16 protein-coding genes and 2 pseudogenes are annotated in these 16,831 nt (G+C 68.6%); 12 read left to right on the top strand and 6 right to left on the bottom strand.

The window, feature by feature from the left end:
- Window positions 1-18: 18 nt before the first annotated feature.
- The 6 genes and pseudogenes from folP (at window position 19) to ACWDSI_RS06820 (ending at window position 3,119) form a co-directional block, all read left to right on the top strand.
- The gene (folP, locus tag ACWDSI_RS06845; protein WP_449745171.1) at window positions 19-894 is read left to right on the top strand and encodes a dihydropteroate synthase; all 876 of its coding nucleotides are present in this window, start codon (window positions 19-21) and stop codon (window positions 892-894) included.
- Window positions 891-1,934, top strand: coding sequence for a glucosyl-3-phosphoglycerate synthase (locus ACWDSI_RS06840; protein WP_449745170.1), 1,044 nt, complete (start codon window positions 891-893; stop codon window positions 1,932-1,934). Before folP ends, ACWDSI_RS06840 begins: the two co-directional genes overlap by 4 nt.
- A 73-nt stretch (window positions 1,935-2,007) precedes the next feature.
- Window positions 2,008-2,292: pseudogene (locus tag ACWDSI_RS06835) on the top strand (DivIVA domain-containing protein); the annotation flags it as partial.
- A gap of 159 nt (window positions 2,293-2,451) precedes the next feature.
- Complete coding sequence (locus ACWDSI_RS06830) at window positions 2,452-2,619, top strand: DUF3117 domain-containing protein (protein ID WP_449745169.1); 168 nt, start codon at window positions 2,452-2,454, stop codon at window positions 2,617-2,619.
- Window positions 2,616-2,714: pseudogene (locus tag ACWDSI_RS06825) on the top strand (hypothetical protein); the annotation flags it as partial. The gene ACWDSI_RS06830 and the pseudogene ACWDSI_RS06825, both read left to right, overlap by 4 nt.
- Before the next feature lie 66 nt (window positions 2,715-2,780).
- Window positions 2,781-3,119: a hypothetical protein gene (locus tag ACWDSI_RS06820; RefSeq protein WP_449756069.1), complete on the top strand. Its 339-nt coding sequence runs from the start codon at window positions 2,781-2,783 to the stop codon at window positions 3,117-3,119.
- A gap of 190 nt (window positions 3,120-3,309) precedes the next feature.
- On the opposite strand, the gene glgA is transcribed toward ACWDSI_RS06820, so the two are convergent.
- Window positions 3,310-4,476 (bottom strand): glycogen synthase, encoded by a 1,167-nt coding sequence (glgA, locus tag ACWDSI_RS06815; protein WP_449756068.1) that lies wholly within the window; start codon window positions 4,474-4,476, stop codon window positions 3,310-3,312.
- A gap of 134 nt (window positions 4,477-4,610) precedes the next feature.
- Between glgA and glgC the strand changes: the two genes are divergently transcribed.
- Window positions 4,611-5,825, top strand: coding sequence for a glucose-1-phosphate adenylyltransferase (gene glgC / locus ACWDSI_RS06810; protein WP_449745167.1), 1,215 nt, complete (start codon window positions 4,611-4,613; stop codon window positions 5,823-5,825).
- 9 nt (window positions 5,826-5,834) lie between these two features.
- On the opposite strand, the gene ACWDSI_RS06805 is transcribed toward glgC, so the two are convergent.
- The 3 genes from ACWDSI_RS06805 to cofD are packed head-to-tail and all read right to left on the bottom strand — an operon-like array spanning window position 5,835 to window position 8,826.
- Entirely contained in the window at window positions 5,835-6,434 is a 600-nt protein-coding gene (locus ACWDSI_RS06805; protein ID WP_449756067.1) for an NUDIX domain-containing protein, read from the bottom strand.
- Window positions 6,431-7,780, bottom strand: coding sequence for a coenzyme F420-0:L-glutamate ligase (locus ACWDSI_RS06800; RefSeq protein ID WP_449756066.1), 1,350 nt, complete (start codon window positions 7,778-7,780; stop codon window positions 6,431-6,433). Before ACWDSI_RS06800 ends, ACWDSI_RS06805 begins: the two co-directional genes overlap by 4 nt.
- Window positions 7,774-8,826, bottom strand: a complete 1,053-nt coding sequence (gene cofD, locus ACWDSI_RS06795; protein WP_449745164.1) for a 2-phospho-L-lactate transferase — start codon at window positions 8,824-8,826, stop codon at window positions 7,774-7,776. Before cofD ends, ACWDSI_RS06800 begins: the two co-directional genes overlap by 7 nt.
- Window positions 8,827-9,413: 587 nt before the next feature.
- On the opposite strand from cofD, the gene ACWDSI_RS06790 reads away from it, so the two are divergent.
- A complete protein-coding gene (locus tag ACWDSI_RS06790; RefSeq protein ID WP_449745468.1) occupies window positions 9,414-9,671 on the top strand; it encodes a WhiB family transcriptional regulator in 258 nt (85 codons plus the stop codon).
- A 37-nt stretch (window positions 9,672-9,708) separates the two neighbouring features.
- Here ACWDSI_RS06790 and ACWDSI_RS06785 read toward each other — a convergent pair whose 3' ends face one another.
- Window positions 9,709-10,221, bottom strand: a complete 513-nt coding sequence (locus tag ACWDSI_RS06785) for a metallopeptidase family protein (RefSeq protein ID WP_449745163.1) — start codon at window positions 10,219-10,221, stop codon at window positions 9,709-9,711.
- Window positions 10,222-10,347: 126 nt separating this feature from the next.
- Between ACWDSI_RS06785 and ACWDSI_RS06780 the strand changes: the two genes are divergently transcribed.
- The 3 genes from ACWDSI_RS06780 to manA are packed head-to-tail and all read left to right on the top strand — an operon-like array spanning window position 10,348 to window position 13,285.
- Complete coding sequence (locus ACWDSI_RS06780) at window positions 10,348-10,887, top strand: DUF3499 domain-containing protein (protein WP_449745162.1); 540 nt, start codon at window positions 10,348-10,350, stop codon at window positions 10,885-10,887.
- Window positions 10,888-10,922: 35 nt separating this feature from the next.
- On the top strand, window positions 10,923-12,038 hold the full coding sequence (locus tag ACWDSI_RS06775; RefSeq protein WP_449756065.1) for a hypothetical protein: 1,116 nt from the start codon (window positions 10,923-10,925) through the stop codon (window positions 12,036-12,038).
- Window positions 12,035-13,285 carry a mannose-6-phosphate isomerase, class I gene (gene manA / locus ACWDSI_RS06770; protein WP_449745160.1) on the top strand — a complete coding sequence of 417 codons (1,251 nt, stop codon included), beginning with the start codon at window positions 12,035-12,037 and terminating at the stop codon, window positions 13,283-13,285. The genes ACWDSI_RS06775 and manA overlap by 4 nt, the downstream gene beginning before the upstream one ends.
- Here the strand turns inward: manA and eccE are convergent.
- On the bottom strand, window positions 13,233-15,011 hold the full coding sequence (gene eccE, locus ACWDSI_RS06765; RefSeq protein WP_449756064.1) for a type VII secretion protein EccE: 1,779 nt from the start codon (window positions 15,009-15,011) through the stop codon (window positions 13,233-13,235). The genes manA and eccE overlap by 53 nt on opposite strands.
- A 260-nt stretch (window positions 15,012-15,271) precedes the next feature.
- Here eccE and eccB point away from each other — a divergent pair, with 260 nt between their 5' ends.
- Entirely contained in the window at window positions 15,272-16,768 is a 1,497-nt protein-coding gene (gene eccB / locus ACWDSI_RS06760) for a type VII secretion protein EccB (protein WP_449745467.1), read from the top strand.
- Window positions 16,769-16,831: the final 63 nt, after the last annotated feature.

The raw sequence follows: 16,831 nt of genomic DNA, 5'->3' as shown, positions 1-16,831 counted from the left end.
ATCGTTAGGCTGGCCCGCATGAACGCGACGTTGTGCGGCCGCCCGGTCGCGGCCGATCGTGCGCTGGTCATGGCCATCGTCAATCGCACCCCGGACTCGTTCTACGACCGTGGCGCCGCGTTCACCGACGAGGCCGCGCAGACACGGGTGGTGCAGGTCGTCGCCGAGGGCGCCGACATCGTCGACATCGGCGGAGTGAAGGCCGGTCCCGGCCGGGAAGTCGATGCGGCCACCGAGATCGCCCGGGTGATCCCCATGATCGGCTGGATACGCGACACGTTTCCCGACCTGCTGATCAGCGTCGACACGTGGCGCGCGGAGGTTGCCGACGAGGCATGCGCCGCCGGGGCCGACCTCATCAACGACACGTGGGCCGGAACCGACCCCGACCTGGTGAAGGTCGCGGCCGTGCGCGGAGCGGGCATCGTGTGCTCGCACACCGGCGGCGCGGTGGTGCGCACTCGTCCGCATCGAGTGGCCTACGGCGATCACGTCGACGACGTGGTGCGCGATGTCATCGAGTCGGTGACCTCCGCGGCTCGGGCGGCAGAGGCCGCTGGAGTGCGCCGTGATGCGATCGTTATTGATCCGACGCACGATTTTGGTAAGAACACCCATCACGGTTTGGCTCTGTTACGCCACGTAAAAGATCTTGTTAATACCGGCTGGCCTGTGTTGATGGCGCTCAGCAACAAGGACTTCGTGGGGGAGACTCTGGGTGTGGGCCTCGACGAACGAGTAGAGGGGACACTGGCCGCGACAGCGCTGAGCGCCGAACATGGTGCGAGGATCTTCCGCGTCCACGAAGTCGCCGCCACCCGTCGTGTGGTCGACATGGTCGCTGCCATAGCGGGAACACGACCTCCCGCCCGAACAGTCAGGGGACTCGCATGACCGATCAGGCACGTCGAACCCATCCGCGCCACAGGGCGACCGCAGCCAACAACCGGGACAGGACCGCCATGTGGCCCGCACCCGCCGACTCGCTCGGTGAGGATCGCGAATGGTCGCAGACCCACACGTGGGAACAACCGGACTGGACCATCGACGAACTCGTCGCAGCCAAGGACGGGCGGACCGTGTCGGTGGTCCTGCCCGCGCTGAACGAAGAGGAGACCGTCGCCGACGTCATCGCCACGATCCGCCCGCTGCTGGGCACGCTGGTCGACGAACTCATCGTTCTCGACTCGGGCTCCACCGACGCCACCGCCGAGCGCGCGCTGGCCGCCGGTGCGCAGGTGATCTCGCGTGAGGAGGCGGTACCCGAACTCGAGCCGGTGAAGGGGAAGGGCGAGGTGCTGTGGCGCTCGATCGCCGCAGTGACCGGCGACATCATCGCGTTCGTCGACTCCGACCTCATCGACCCCGACCCGATGTTCGTGCCGAAGATGCTGGGTCCGCTGTTGATCAACCCCGAGATCCACCTCGTCAAGGGCTACTACCGGCGCCCGCTGCGCACCGGTGGCACCCAGGACGCCAACGGCGGAGGACGCGTCACCGAACTCGTCGCGCGGCCGCTGCTCGCGTCGCAGAAGCCGGAACTCACCGCAGTCCTGCAGCCGCTCGGCGGCGAGTACGCCGGTACCCGTGAATTGCTCTCCGCGGTTCCGTTCGCACCCGGTTACGGCGTCGAGATCGGCCTGCTCATCGACACCTACGACCGCTACGGCCTCAACGGGATCGGACAGGTGAACCTCGGCGTCCGCACCCACCGCAATCGTCCGCTCATCGAACTCGGCGTGATGAGTCGGCAGATCGTGGGAACGCTCATGCGCCGGTGCGGGATCGAGGATTCCGGAACCGGGCTCACCCAGTTCACCGCGGAGCCCGACGGTACTTTCACCCCGCACACCACCGAGGTGTACCTCGAGGACCGGCCGCCGATGAACACCCTCCGCGTCATCGAATCCGACGACGCGGAGATGGCCAGCTAGACCTACCGCCGCCGACCGGATCGAGCCGCCACGGCCCGATCCGGTCGGCGTGACGTCCGCATACACTCGTCTCATGCAGACGTTGTTGCTCTACCTGCTGATCATGGCCGTCGTGGTGGTGGCGGTGTTCGCTGCCGCGTGGTTCGTGTTCGGCCGCGGCGAAGATCTGCCTCCCCTCGACAAGGACACCACCCTCACGCGTCTGCCGGCCGCGGGGATCAGCGGCCGCGACGTCCGCGAGCTGATGTTCGCCCAAACACTGCGCGGGTACCGGCAGAGTGAGGTCGACTGGGTTCTCGACCGGCTCGCCACCGAGATCGACGATTTGCGCACGCTCGTTCACAACCTTCAGGAGAGGGCCGACGCGGACGCCCGTGATTGACACACCGCCCGGGTGGGCGGGCCGGTTGGGGTGAACACGTATCATTGTCATGGCGGCACGCCCGTTGTCACGCCCGGCGTCGGCTGGTGAAGATCAGCATGGGCCGGTGAGGAACAGTCTGAAGGGAGTTCGCGCATGGCGGCAATGAAGCCACGAACTGGGGATGGCCCCCTCGAAGCGGCCAAGGAAGGGCGTGGAATCGTTGTCCGCATTCCGATCGAAGGTGGCGGACGCCTCGTGGTGGAACTGACCGCCGACGAGGCCAGCGCACTGGGTGAGGAACTGCGCGGAGTCACCAGCTGACCTCGATCGCCGCTCTCGGCGATCTGCTCGACATTCTGCGTTGCCCGATCTGCGGTGCGCCGGTCTCCCTGGAGAAATCAGCGCTGCGCTGTGGTGGCGGGCACTCATTCGACATCGCTCGTCAGGGGTACGTGTCGCTGCTCGACGGGCGGCCGATGTCGATGCGTTCTGATACCGCCGACATGGTCGCCGCCCGTGTCCGCGTGCACCGGGCGGGGGTTCTCGACGGCGTCGTGGCGGGCGTCGGCGAGATCGGCGCGGACTGGCGGCAGGCGTCGAGTGGCCGCCCGATCGTCGTGGATCTCGGCTCCGGCCCTGGCCATTATCTTCATGCCGCTCTCGCGCACGCGCCCGCGGACGCGCGCGGACTGGGCATCGACCTCTCCAAGTACTGCGCGCGCACCCTCGCGCGCACCGTCGACCGGGCGGCGGCAGTGGTTGCCGACGTCTGGCGGAGGCTGCCACTGGCCGACGGGGTCGCCACTGCGCTTTCGAGGTGATCGACCACAGGGAGATCGTGTACCGCCACGATTGCGATGCGCAGGTGATCGGCGACCTTGTCGGCATGGGGCCGTCCGCGTTTCACCGAACCACACGCGAGATCGCTGATGCCGCAGCGGCATTGACCAACGGTGGTACTACAGCGCTACCGGTCACCGTCGCCGTGACCGCCACTGTGTGTCGACCCGCTCAGCGCATCGACGCCTCGTAGACCGCGACCGTCTGCTCGGCGATGCTCGACCAGGAGAACTCGGCCTGTGCGCGTTCGCGCCCCGCAGCGCCCATCGCCGCAGCGCCCGCCGGATCCCCGACGACCGCGTTGACCGACTCGGCCAGGCCGCGTTCGAACGACGCCGGGTCGGCCGGGTTGTAGGGCACCAGACGTCCGGTGACGCCGTCACGCACCACCTCCGGGATGCCACCCACTTCCGACGCAACCACCGCGGTGGCGCAGGCCATCGCCTCGAGGTTGACGATGCCCAACGGTTCGTACACCGACGGGCACACGAAAACTGTTGCCGCACTCAGTATTTCCCTGATGCGGGGGAGTGGTAGCATTTCCCGCACCCAGAACACACCGGCACGCGTCGCCGACAGTTGCGCCACGGCCGCCTCGATCTCGGCGCCGATCTCCGGTGTGTCGGGGGCGCCCGCGCACAACACCAACTGCACATCCGGATCGAAATGATGCGCGGCGGCCACCAGGTGCGCAACGCCCTTCTGGCGAGTGATCCGCCCGACAAAGGCCGCGATCGGCCGATCCGGGTCCACGCCGAGACGAACGAGTGCCGAGTCCGGGCCGAACGGCTCGTCCACCGGGAACCACGCGGTGGTGTCGATGCCGTTGCGCACCACGTGCACCCGGTCGGGATCGAGTCGCGGATAGGTGTCGCACACGTCGGTGCGCATACCCGAACTGACCGCGATCACGGCGTTGGCGTTTTCCACGGCATTACGCTCGGCCCAGCTCGACACCCGGTACCCGCCACCGAGTTGCTCGGCCTTCCACGGGCGCATCGGTTCGAGCGAATGCGCGGTGAGTACGTGCGGAATGCCATACAGTTCGGCGGCCAGATGGCCGGCGAGGCCGGTGTACCAGGTGTGCGAGTGTGCGACGTCGGCACCGGCGGCGCCGTGGGTCATCCGTAGATCCGTCGAGAGCATCGCCAACGCGGTATTGGCGTCGGCGAGAGCGGGATCGGGTGCGTAGACGAATGCCGTGTCGCGCGGCGCGCCCATGCAGTGGACGTCGACGCTCACGAGATCACGGAGATGCCGGACGAGTTCGGTGACATGGACTCCGGCGCCGCCGTAGACCTCAGGTGGATACTCCCGCGTCATCATCGCCACCTTCATGGCACACGACGCTAGCGGTACGGCGGTCACTTCGCCATCGCAGCGTGCGATCTCGATACGGAACCCACGCAACTATGGCGTTTCGTACTGCTTTTCGTCTGGCCCCGGCCTGGGATGACGGTTAAGTTGGAAGTGTGAGATCGCAGCCGCATGTGCTCGGAATCGTCCTCGCCGGCGGCGAGGGAAAACGCCTCTACCCGTTGACGATGGACCGCGCCAAACCCGCGGTTCCGTTCGGGGGTGCCTACCGACTGATCGACTTCGTGCTGTCCAACCTCGTCAATGCGGGCTACGAACGAATCTGTGTGCTCACGCAATACAAGTCGCATTCACTTGATCGCCATATCTCGCAGACCTGGTGGTCATCGGGGTTTCACGGTGAATACATCACACCGGTGCCCGCACAGCAGCGACTTGGCCCGCGTTGGTACACCGGCAGTGCCGACGCCATCTTCCAGTCGATGAATCTGATCTTCGACGAGAAGCCCGACTACATCGTCGTGTTCGGTGCCGACCACGTGTATCGGATGGATCCCTCACAGATGGTGGAGGCACACATCGCCTCCGGTGCCGACGTGACGGTGGCCGGTATCCGGGTGCCTCGCGCCGAGGCGTCCGCCTTCGGTGTGATCGATTCCGACGACGACGGTCTCATCACCCGCTTCCTCGAGAAGCCCAGTGATCCGCCCGGAACCCCCGACGATCCCGATGCGGCGTTCGCATCGATGGGCAACTACGTGTTCACCACCGACGCACTGGTCGATGCGATCCGCGCCGACGCCGCCGACCCGGACTCCGACCACGACATGGGCGGCGACATCATCCCCGCCTTTGTGGGGCGAGGCACCGCATACGTCTACGACTTCAAGGACAACGAGGTGCCGGGGGCGACCGAACGAGACAAGGGATACTGGCGTGACGTCGGTACGCTCGACGCCTTCTACGACGCCCACATGGACCTGGTGTCGGTGCATCCGGTGTTCAACCTCTACAACCTGCGGTGGCCGATTCGCGGCGAATCACTGAACCTTCCGCCGGCGAAGTTCGTCCAAGGCGGTCACGCGTCGGACTCCGTGGTGGGTGCCGGGTGCATCATCTCGGGCGCCACGGTGACCAACTCGGTGTTGTCGTCGAATGTGGTGATCGAGAACGGTGCCGTGGTGGAGGGCAGTGTGTTGATGCCCGGTGTGCGTATCGGCAAGGGCGCGGTGGTGCGGCACGCGATCCTCGACAAGAACGTGGTGGTCTCCGACGGCGGGCAGGTCGGTGTCGACGTGGAGTCCGATCGTGACCGGTTCGCGGTGAGCGCGGGTGGGGTGGTCACCGTGGGGAAGGGAATCCAGGTCTGAGCGACCGGATCAGTCGTGTCCCGTGGGAGCCGGCAGGCTCCGTAACAGCCGTAGTGCGTCGTTGATGAGCGGTGTCACCGTGATCCGATCGGTGTCCGCGGGCAGGCCGTCGACCGGCCACCACTGCAGATCCGTCGACTCGTCGCTGCACACGATCGCGGGTAGCGCGGTGTCGGTGTCGGAAAGTGGTGCGACAGCGGCGAATTGGACGTCGAGATGTCGCGTGGGCACACCGAGTGAGCAGGTGATCGGATGGGTGTGCAGCCGTGCGAGGCCGCCGGTCAGCTCGATGCCGGGATTACCTGATTCCTCCCTCGCCTCCCGGAGTGCGGCGGCGGCGATCGTGTGGTCCTCCGGCTCGCAGTGACCACCGAGCTGCACCCATTTGCCGATGCGGGGGTGCAAGGTCAGCAACACGTGGGTCAGCGAAGGAGTGAAGACCATGGCCGACGCCGTCACGTGACCGGGCACCGACCGGCGAAGGCAGGCATCGGGGGCGGCTGCGAGAAAGGCCAAGTAGGTGTGCCGCAACGAATCCTGTTCGGGGCTCGGCGCGACCCAGGAGGTGAGCAGCTCCACCGTCGAGGAATGCAGCGACGCAGCGGTCATCGTTGCACCAGCCATTGATCCGTCGGCGCCGGATCACGCACCGTGAGTTCGTGGGCCGGGTGGCCGATGGCGACCGCGCCCAACGGTTCCCAGCGGGGATCGACGTCGAGAACACGAGTCACCGTCGCGGGCGCGAAAATGGTCGAGCCCACCCAGCAACTGCCCAGTCCCCGAACCGAGAGCGCGACGAGGAGACTGGCGACCGCGCCGCCGGCGGCAACGGTGAACATCGTGTGCTCGGCCGCCGCGCGGCGAGCGTCGGGGTAGGTGTGGGCACCGTCCGGGGTGAGGAACGGAATCACGAGTTCGGTTGCCTCATACAGGATGGTGCCCCGTCGAAGCCGCTTCTCGATGGACTCGGCGGACTTGTCGTCGGCTTCCAGATCGGCCCGCCAGTCCGCCGCCATCGCGTCCAGCAATTCCCGGCGCCGTCGGCGATCGCGGACCCAGACCAGTCGCACCGGGTGCGTGTGATGGGGAGCCGGTGCCGTGAGAGCGTCGGCGCATGCGTCGCGCAGATCCTGCGGATCGACCGGTGCGTCGGTGAACGATCGCACCGACCGACGGGTGCGGATGGCCTCACGGCGACCTTGGACGATCGCCTCCTCGGTACCGAGGCGAAACAGATCGTCCTCGGTGGGGCGGACCAGATCGGCCGCGGCGGACCCGTCGTCCACCACGCCGTATCCGCGGATCACCGCCACCGGGATTCCGTCCAGCTTCCCCTTGACCAGATCGGCGGCCGCGGCCATCTCGTCGGCCACGGCGATGTCGGTGACCAGCAACGGATTGCCGTGGCCGTCCACTGCGCCCTCGTACGGGTGGGTTACCGCGATCCCGGCGGCGCCGATCGCCACGTCGGTCTGTCCGGTCCGCCAGGCGCGGCCCATGGTGTCGGTGACGATCACCGCCACCGTCGGCCCGCCCGCAGCGGCGATCGCCTGACGCAGCGATCGGGCGCTGGCGTCGGGGTCGACGGGCAGCAGCGCGATCCGGTCGGTGGGGACGTTGGAGCCGTCGACGCCCGCCGCTGCCTGCACCAGCCCGTTGCGGTTCTCGGTGATCAGGGTGCGGTTGCGCCGGGCCAGCACGCGCACCGACTCCTCGTCGATGAGCCGGCGTCGCAAGGCATCTCGCTTGTCGGGATCGGTCGGTGCGGTGACCATCCGCCCCTCGGTCTTGGAGAACACCTTGCTGGTGACCACCAGGATGTCGCCGTCGTGCAACCACGGTGCGTGGCCGAGGATCTCGGCTGCGAGATCGGAGTCGGTGGTGAACTCGGGCAGTCCGGTGACCGGCAGGATCTCGATCGCGCCATGTGCCCGGTGGTCGACGATGCTCACCATTGTCCGCCGGCCGCGTGTTCGGGCGTCGCAACGCCGACGAGCGCGCACGCGGCACGGACCATCCGTGCCGTCGCCGACGCGTCGGTCATCAGCAAGGGGGCCGAACCCACCGTTATCCCGTTCACGTGCGCCTGATCACCGTCGGCCACGAGCCAGCCGTCGAGGATGCCGTTGCCGCTGCGCGCCCCGTAGTGCTCTGCGATCGCAGCCGCCGACGTCTGCACCCCGATCACCGCGAGACACTCGTCGGCCATTCCGCGTAGCGGCCGGTTGTCGATGACCGGGGAGATCCCCACCACCGGCGCCGACGTGGACCGCAGGGCCGCACGCATACCCGGCACACTGACGATCGCGCCGATGCTCACCACCGGGTTGCTCGGCGCGAGCAACACGATGTCGGCCTCGGCGATCGCGTCGGACACCCCCGGAGCGGTCTGCGTCTCATCCGAACCGACTTGTGCGAAACCGAAAGTGGGGATCTGGGCGCGGTAGCGCACCCACCACTCCTGGAAGTGGATCGCGACCCGTTCGTCCTCGGCGCCGTCGGGTTTGGCCACCACGACGTGCGTCTCATGCCTCTCGTCGGTGGCGGGCAGCAGCCGTACGCCCGGTTGCCAGCGCCGGCACAGCGCCGCGGTGACGTCCGAGAGGCGATAGCCCGCGTCGAGCATCTGCGTGCGGATGAGGTGCGTGGCCAGGTCGCGGTCACCGAGACCGAACCAGTCGGGATCGGCGCCGTAGGCGGCGAGTTCTTCTTTGGCGTGCCAGCTCTCCGCGCGGCGTCCCCAGCCGCGTTCGGGGTCGATACCACCGCCGAGGGTGTACATGCAGGTGTCGAGATCGGGGCAGATGCGTACCCCGTGCATCCAGGCGTCGTCACCGACGTTGACGATCGCGGTGACCTCGTGTGCACTCGCGGGCGAATCCGACGGCGCCCCCTCGTCGGCTGCCTCGACGGCAGGAAACGGTGTCGGGCCGAGTAGTTCGCGGACACCGGTCAGAAATCGTGCGCCGCCGACACCGCCGACGAGTACCGTCACCTTCACCCGACCAACTGTAGTGACTGGTTCCCGAGCCCCTACCACGGACCACGATCCGACCCCGGGCGATCGGGTCAGAATGTGAGAATCCACCCCCCGGCGAACACGCATCGTGTCTTACCGGAGCTCCGGCGTCGGTCGATGGTATTAAGGAATCTTTCGATTCAACTTGACCAGACCCGCGGTGTGCGTGTGTAATCACATCAGTGTCATTCTGGGTTCGAGATCGAGAAGCACTGGCCCGCAAGGGCTTCGATCAATTGTTCGAATCCGGACGGATTGTTCGGACACCATCGGGGTGACCGTCGCGCCGGGCACTTGGTGAAGATCGAGAATGTACGGGTATGAGTGGCAGGCGGCAGTGGCGTCGCGATGCACGATGACAGAACGAGAAACGACTTCCCAGGCAGGAGGCGCCGACGATGGCTTTTGACAATGCGATCGGCAATCCCCTTGAACCACAAGACAGTTCCGCATTTGATCCCGAGGATGGTTTGGACTCGATGTTCAGAACCCTTGGGCCGGTTGACGAGTCGCTGATCGGCGGCACCGGAACCATGGACGAGGCCACTGGAGCCCGTCGGCACCTTTCCCTGGTGCCCAACGAATTCGACGATCTCTTCGAAGCGGTCGAGGATCAGTGGCAGGACCGGGCGCTGTGTGCGCAGACCGATCCGGAGGCGTTCTTCCCCGAGAAGGGCGGTTCCACCCGCGAGGCCAAGCGCATCTGTCAGGGGTGTGAGGTGAAGGCCGAATGCCTCGAGTACGCGCTGCACAACGACGAGCGGTTCGGCATCTGGGGCGGGCTCTCCGAGCGTGAGCGTCGCCGCCTCAAGCGCGGGATCATCTGACCCGAACTCGTTGCCCGCGAGGATGCGAGGGTAGGAGTCACTCCGGCCCGCGGTCGACGGTGTCCTCGTCGATGCCGAGGTGGGTGGCCACCTGTTGCACCAGCACCTCGTGGACCAGATCGAGAAGATCGGCGCCGCGTTTGGCCCGGCTCTCCAGCGGGCGCCGGAAGAGAATGATCTGAGCCCGCGTGGGCTGGCCCGCGACATCGATCCCGGCCGGCATCAGGCGCGCCAACGGCACCGCCCCGTCGGCGGTCACCTCTTCGGGCCACTGCACCGTCTCCGGATCCCGCGGCAGCAAACGGGGAATCTCGTCCACCGCAATATCGAGTCCGGCCAACTGCTCGTGCCAGCGGCCGTCGATCTCTGCGAATGCCTCCAGGACGACGGCGTCGAAGTCGTCGGATCTGCTCTGCCAGGCCGGCACACCTTGCGGGAGCAGGGGCGCGCGGAGTCCACGGCCCCGGCGGTCCCGGCGCGTACGACGCGAGACGGCCGTGGTCGGTGACGGATTGCGATCCCGCGCCTGCCGCCGCCGATCGATACGCATGGCGCGAGTGTAGTGGCCGCCGCGCCGTCATGTCCGCAAGGCCCGCCCGCAGGCCCCCGTCCGGTGTCGGCGGCAGGCGCGTGTCGCCACCCGTGATCGCCGACACGCCGGGATAACCTCGTGGGCGTGAAGCTTCCCCGACAGTGCTGCCGACCGGGCTGCTCCCGGGCGGCGGTGGCGACCCTGACCTTCGTGTACGCCGAGTCCACGGCGGTCATCGGGCCGCTGGCGACGTCGGATGAACCGCATTCGTGGGATCTGTGCGGCGATCATGCGGCGCGGATCACCGTTCCGCGGGGCTGGCAGATGCTGCGCAGCGAGCGGGGTTTCTCGGCGCCGGTCGCCGAGGACTACGAACTCACCGCGCTCGCTGAAGCGGTTCGCGAGGTCGGGGCCGCCGGTGGCGGCGCTGCCCGTGGTGGCCGGCCGTTCCGCAACTCTGCGGGTCGTCCCGGGGTCGGGTTCGCCGACGGCGGCGGAGCCGGAGCCGACCAGGACCTGTTCGACGAGGTGCAGTCGGGCCGACACCGCTCGACCGGACCCGTGCTCGATTCGCCCCCGGCCGACGGCGGCCGTTCGGGAGGCGGACCGCATCGTTCCGGTGCGGTCAAGCCGCGTCCGGGGCGTCGTGGGCATCTCCGGGTCTTGCCCGACCCCATCGACTGAGACGGGGAGCGTCGTGCATCGCTAGGCTGAGTGTCATGCGAACCGGTGCTCCCGACCTCGACGACGTCGACGATCTGATCGCGGCCGACGTCGACGGACTGCTCCCGGTGGCGGCGCTCGGTGGCGCGCAGGTACGCGCGGTGGCCGAGGCACTCCGGGAGGGCGTGTTCGAGCCACTCGACGCGCTGCGGCCGCGCAGTGTGGTGGTGGTGTGCGCGGCCACCGGTACAGCACGGGCGGCGAGCGCATGCGTGTCGGCGCTGTTGGCCGGGCGTCTGGACGTCCCGATTGTCTCCTCTCCGTCGTTACCCGGATGGATCGGTCCGCTCGACGTCGTCGTGGTGGTCGGCGACGACGCCGGTGACATGGTTCTCGCGGACGCCGCGGCGCGCGCGTCCCGGCGCCGCGCCGAAGTGGTCGTCGTCGCCCCGATCGAGGGTCCACTGCGGGATGCGCTGTCCGGAAATGGAATCGACGCCTCGCCCCGGGTGCATGTCGACCGGCGCTTCGCCTTCGCCGGCAACGTCGCGGCGCTGTTCGCGGTGTTCGCGTCGCTGACCGGGGTGCGGTTCACCGGTGCCATGCCGCGTCTGGACGACGTGGCCGATGCCCTCGACGCGGAGGCGGCCGCAAACCACTCCTCCCGCGAGACGTTTCACAATCAGGCGAAGTTGCTGGCCGCACGAATCGGTGAACGCCCGACGGTGTGGACCGGCGACGGTCCCGCCGCCACCGTGATCGCATCCCACAATGCCGCAACACTGCTCTCGGTTTCTGGAATCGTCTGCGGCACAAGCGATCTCGCCACGGTTGCGCAGACGTCCAGGCAAATCTGGGCGAATCGTCGACCCGAGGTCGATCCCATCTTCTTCGACCCCGACATCGATGGTCCTGCGGCCGATCCGCCGCCCCGGGTGTTCGTGGCCACCACCGCCGCCCGGGAGTGGTACACGCGCCAGGTGGCGGCGGGAATGCCGGACGCGGACGTGGTGGTGGGTGAGCAGGCCTCGCCCGCAACTCCTGCCGGTGGCCCGGCAGGATCCGACGATCTCGGCGACGCACCTACCGACCTGGCGTCGCTGCTCGTCGTGGCCGAGCGGGTGGAGATGGCGGCGGTCTATCTGGCATTGACCGCGGGCGGGGTTCGATGAAGGTACTCGAGGGTGTGGTGCGGCCCTATGCGTGGGGTTCGCGGACCGCGATCGCGTCGTTGCGCGGGATGCCGGTCCCGTCGCCACACCCGGAGGCCGAGTTGTGGTTCGGCGCGCACCCGCAGGGTCCGGCACATGTGCTCGACGCGCAGAACCGGCCGGTCTCGGATCTGCTCACCGTGATCGACTCCGACCCCGTCTTCGCATTGGGCGCCGGGTGCACCGCGGAGTTCGGCAAGCGGCTGCCGTTTCTGCTGAAGTATCTCTCCGCCGAGGAGCCCCTGTCGTTGCAGGCACATCCGAGCGCCGCCCAGGCACGCGAGGGGTTCGACCGCGAGAATGCGCAGGGCGTTCCCCTCGACGCGTCGGACCGCAATTACAAGGACCCCTGGCACAAACCCGAACTGATCGTCGCGGTGACCGACTTCGACGCGCTGGCAGGTTTCCGGGACCCGGGGCGGACCATCGAACTGCTGCGCGCACTGCAGATCAGCGAGCTCGACCCCTTCCTCGGGATGCTGGCCGGGCAGCCCGACCGCGAAGGCCTGCGTGCCCTGTTCACCACGTGGCTGACGCTGCCCGAGGCCTCGATCCGGGCGCTGGTCCCGGCCGTACTCGCGGCGGCGGTCGGTGCGCTCGAGGCCGGTGGCACCCCCTTCGTGAAGGAACTGCGGACGGTCCTCGAACTCGGCGAGATGTATCCCAACGATCCGGGCGTACTCGCGTCCCTGCTGCTCAACCGGGTGTCGCTGAGTCCGGGGCAGGGCCTGTACCTGCCGGCGGGTAATCTGCACGCCTATCTGCGGGGTACGGGCGTGGAGATCATGGCGAACTCCGACAACGTGCTGCGCGGCGGTTTGACCCCCAAGCACATCGACGTGCCCGAGTTGCTCAAGGTCCTCGACTTCACGCCCGTCGCGGAGGACGAGCTACAACCCCGCATCCGGATGGTCGGCGCCGAGCGGGTCTACCTGACGCCGTTCGGCGAATTCCGGCTCTCCAGTGTGGAACTCGACGGCACGGGCATGCTTCATGCGTCCTCGATCTGCTTCGACATGCCGGGACCGCAAATCCTGATGGTGTTGTCCGGCTCGGTCGAGGTCCGACCCGGCACCGGCGATTCGCTCACCGTTCCGCAGGGCCGTGCGGTCTGGCTTGCCGACGGTGATCCCGATGTGGTGGTGCGCGCGGCCGCTAGCCGCGCGGTGTTCTTCCGGGCCCTGGTGCCGCTGGCGGGAACGGCCTAGGCGGGACGGATCGTGCCGTCGGTCCGGACCCGATCAGGGTCCATTCCTCGTCGGTGGCGACCATGGTCACGCGGAACCGGTCGTCCGGGGTCGTGACCGTGATGTCTTGGGGGGAACGCGGATCCTGCATCAACACGATCGTCGCCGAGGCGACCTCCGGCGCGTCGGTCTGCGTGAGGAAGAGCCGGGTGGTGCCCGCCGGCGCTGGGTGTGGGGCCACCCCGTCGTACACCTCCACCCCGAAGTGACCTGCGGCACCGGGATGACGCTGGTGGACCGAGAATTGCCGCGGGTCGCCGACGGATTCCGCCAGTCGTGCCCACCGATCGGGCCGGGTGGTGTGCACCACGACGGCCGCGCCCGTCGCGACGATACGCGCGGTCAGCAGTGTGGCCAGACGATGTCCACCGATCACCGCGACGTCGGCAACATCGGGACCGTACAGCGGGATCGCCACGGCCCGGCCGAGGTGATCGGCGCCGACGAGTTGTCCGCAGCCCGCGGCCGGCAGCGCGATGGCTGCGAGCAGGTCGTATGCGGCGCCCCCCGAGGTGGCGGGCAGGTGCCGGAACAACCGTGCGGAGGCGGCCGTGGGGATGGTGGCGGTCAGGGCGTCGAACTGACGCCCGTCGACCGGCCACGCGCCCCGCGGCCACGCGGTGATCGCGCGGCCGGCATCGGGCAGTTCGGCGACACGTAGGAGTGCGCTGACCCGTAGGCGTCCGTCGGGGCCGTTGGCCAGGCGCAGCGCCGTCGTGGTCGACAGCGCCTGGTTCACCCAGGCGGTGGACAGCACCCGGCCCAGGTCGGCGGGCTCGATGGCGGCGGTGCGAATCCGGACTCGGCCCGCATGCACCCCCTGCCACTCCTCGGACGTGCTCTCCAGTGCCGCCCCTTCGGTCAACTGCGTTGTGACAGAGGTGATTTCAGCGGCATTGAGGGGTACGGCCTGCAGTCCGGTCTCGGTGAGCCGCCGGGCCACACGCCGGGTGGTGATGGTGGCCGTGCGCAGTGCGCCGGTTGCGCCCCCGCCTCGTCGGGCCACCGCGTCGGCGCAATCGGTGGGGTCCAGGCGCAAGACGACGTAGACCGAGCGATGGGCGGTGGCGGGCAGTGGCCCCAGTGTGCGGTCGTAGGCGGCGGCGACCCGGCCGGTTCCCCCGAGGCGCACCCCACGTGTGATGACGTCGATCGAGGCCAGCGGGATGTCGAACGGGTCGATACACATGGCCAGGGCGGTCAGCGGAATCAGCTGGCCCTCGTCGGTACCCGGAATGCCGCCGTGCGGGGTGAGATGGGTGGGGGCCGGTGCTGCGGGGGAGACGCGCAACACCGTGATGAGAGTGCCGCCGGCCCAGCGCGCGCCGACATGTCCACCGGGGTCCTGCGCCGTTCGCGCACCGCGGGCCGGCGGCCGGGTGATGGGTATGTCGAACGGAGCGGGCGTCAGCTCGGCGGAGCGCCGTCGCATGCGTGACCAGGCGAAGCCGATGCGGCGTGTGCCCGCCGCCGCCGCCGAGGCGCGCTCGCCCAGCGGAATTAACGCGAGGGCGATCAGCAATGCGGTGAGCAGTGCGATCCACCCCCAGGGACTGCCCGACGCGATCCAGATGATCATGCCGAGGGCGAGGAGCACCTGCACACCGACAAGAGTCGCCAGACCGGGCAGGTGTGGCATCCGACGCGATGCCGTGGACACGGCACGGCGCTGCGTCGTCACCGTCATCGACCGCCCCCTCGAAGTCCGCCCCGGCACCCGGACACGTCGCTGCCGGTGATCGGGTTTCGGTTAGGCTACTACCGCGCCGCGGCCGGACGCGCGGCGGAATCCACCGCGCCGGCGGCCATGTCGTTCGAACGAACGCCGATCGCCGCCGGGGGGAACCGGACGCGGGCGCCGCCCGTCACACTCGACGGACGCGGCGCGTGCTGCGACGCGCGAGTACCGCGACCGGCGGTGGCGCGCACATGTACACAGGGGGAGCGATGGCCCGTCAGCTGACCACGAAGGCTCAGGTCAACGGATATCGCTTCCTGCTGCGCCGACTCGAGCACGCGCTGGTCCGCCGCGATGTCCGGATGCTGCACGACCCGATGCGTTCCCAGTCGCGGGCGTTGGTCGTCGGGACCGTGCTCGCGTTGCTGGCGCTGGCCGGATTCGGGATCTGGGGGCTGGTGTCGCCGCAGGGTTCGGTGGGCAAGGCGAACATCATCGCCGGCAAGACCGGCGGAACCTACGTCCTGATCGACGGCACCCTGCACCCGGTCCTGAATCTGGCATCCGCACGACTGATCACCGGCAGTTCGGCCACGCCTGCCTCGGTGAGTGATCGCAAGCTGGCGCGCTATCCGCGCGGCCCGCTGCTGGGGATTCCCGGTGCGCCGTTCGCGTTGCCGTCGTCGGCGCATCCGGACATCTCGGTGTGGACGGTGTGCGACGGACCCGTCGGCGAGCACACCGACCCGTCCTCGGCCGACGCCTCATCCCGCCGGTTGTCGGTGCTTGCTGCGCCACCCGCACTCGGTGACGGCATCGACGTGGCGCAGCGCGATGCCGCGCTGTTGGTGACCGACGGCACCGACACCTTCCTCGTCTATCAGCTGCAGCGGGCATCGGCGACGGTGTCGGTGCGTGCACGCGTCGACACGGCCAGCGTGCCGGTGATGCGCGCGCTCGCGCTCGAGGGGGTCACTCCACGGCCGATCGCCACCGGCCTGCTCAACACTTTCCCGGAGGTCGACGACCTCACCCTGCCACGCGTCGACGGGGCGGGCGGTGCCGGGCCGCTGGCCGGGGTGGCGGTGGGGGCAGTGATCAAGTCGACGGGTATCGACGACGTGCCGCAGTACTTTGTCGCGCTGCGTGATGGGGTCCAGCCGATCTCGGCGGCGACCGCCGAGATCCTGCGCCTCGCCGACCGGGAGGGTGCCGCGCCGGTGGCCACCGTGGCGCCCGGCGCGGTGGCTTCCCTACCGGTGCGACACGCCCTACCGGTGGATGATTTCCCCACCGTCACACCGCATTTGGTGGACGCCCAGACGTCACCCACCGCATGCCGTGTGTGGCGGCGCGACGCCGGTGAACCGAATGCGACCACCCAACTTCTGGTGGGCCGGCAGCTGCCGGTGCCCGCCGGCGCGAAGGCCGTCGACGTGGCCACGGCCGACGGCGGCGGGCCCGGCGTCGACCATGTGTATCTCGCACCCGGCAGCGGCGAGTACATCCAGGTCACCGGGAACGAGCCGGACAGCGCCCGTGCCGAGTCGCGGTTCTTCGTCGGCGATACCGGTGTGCGATTCGGAGTGCCCGACAAGGCTACGGGAACGCTTCTGGGACTGGGTGATTCGCCTTCGCCCGCCCCCTGGGCGGTGGTGTCGCTGCTGGCCGCGGGTCCCACACTCTCGAGGGAGAATGCGCTGGTCTCCCACGACGGGATCGCGGCCGACGAGCAGGGGCGGCCGATCACGCCTCCGGGCAACTGACGGCTCACGCCGCCGGGCAACTGACGGCTCACGCCGCCGGGCAACTGACGGCCGGGAAACTCA

It is taken from the genome of Gordonia sp. NPDC003429 (genome assembly GCF_053588575.1).
The sequence above is the reverse complement of the archived record's forward strand: the minus strand, read 5'-3'. Positions and strand labels throughout refer to the sequence as shown.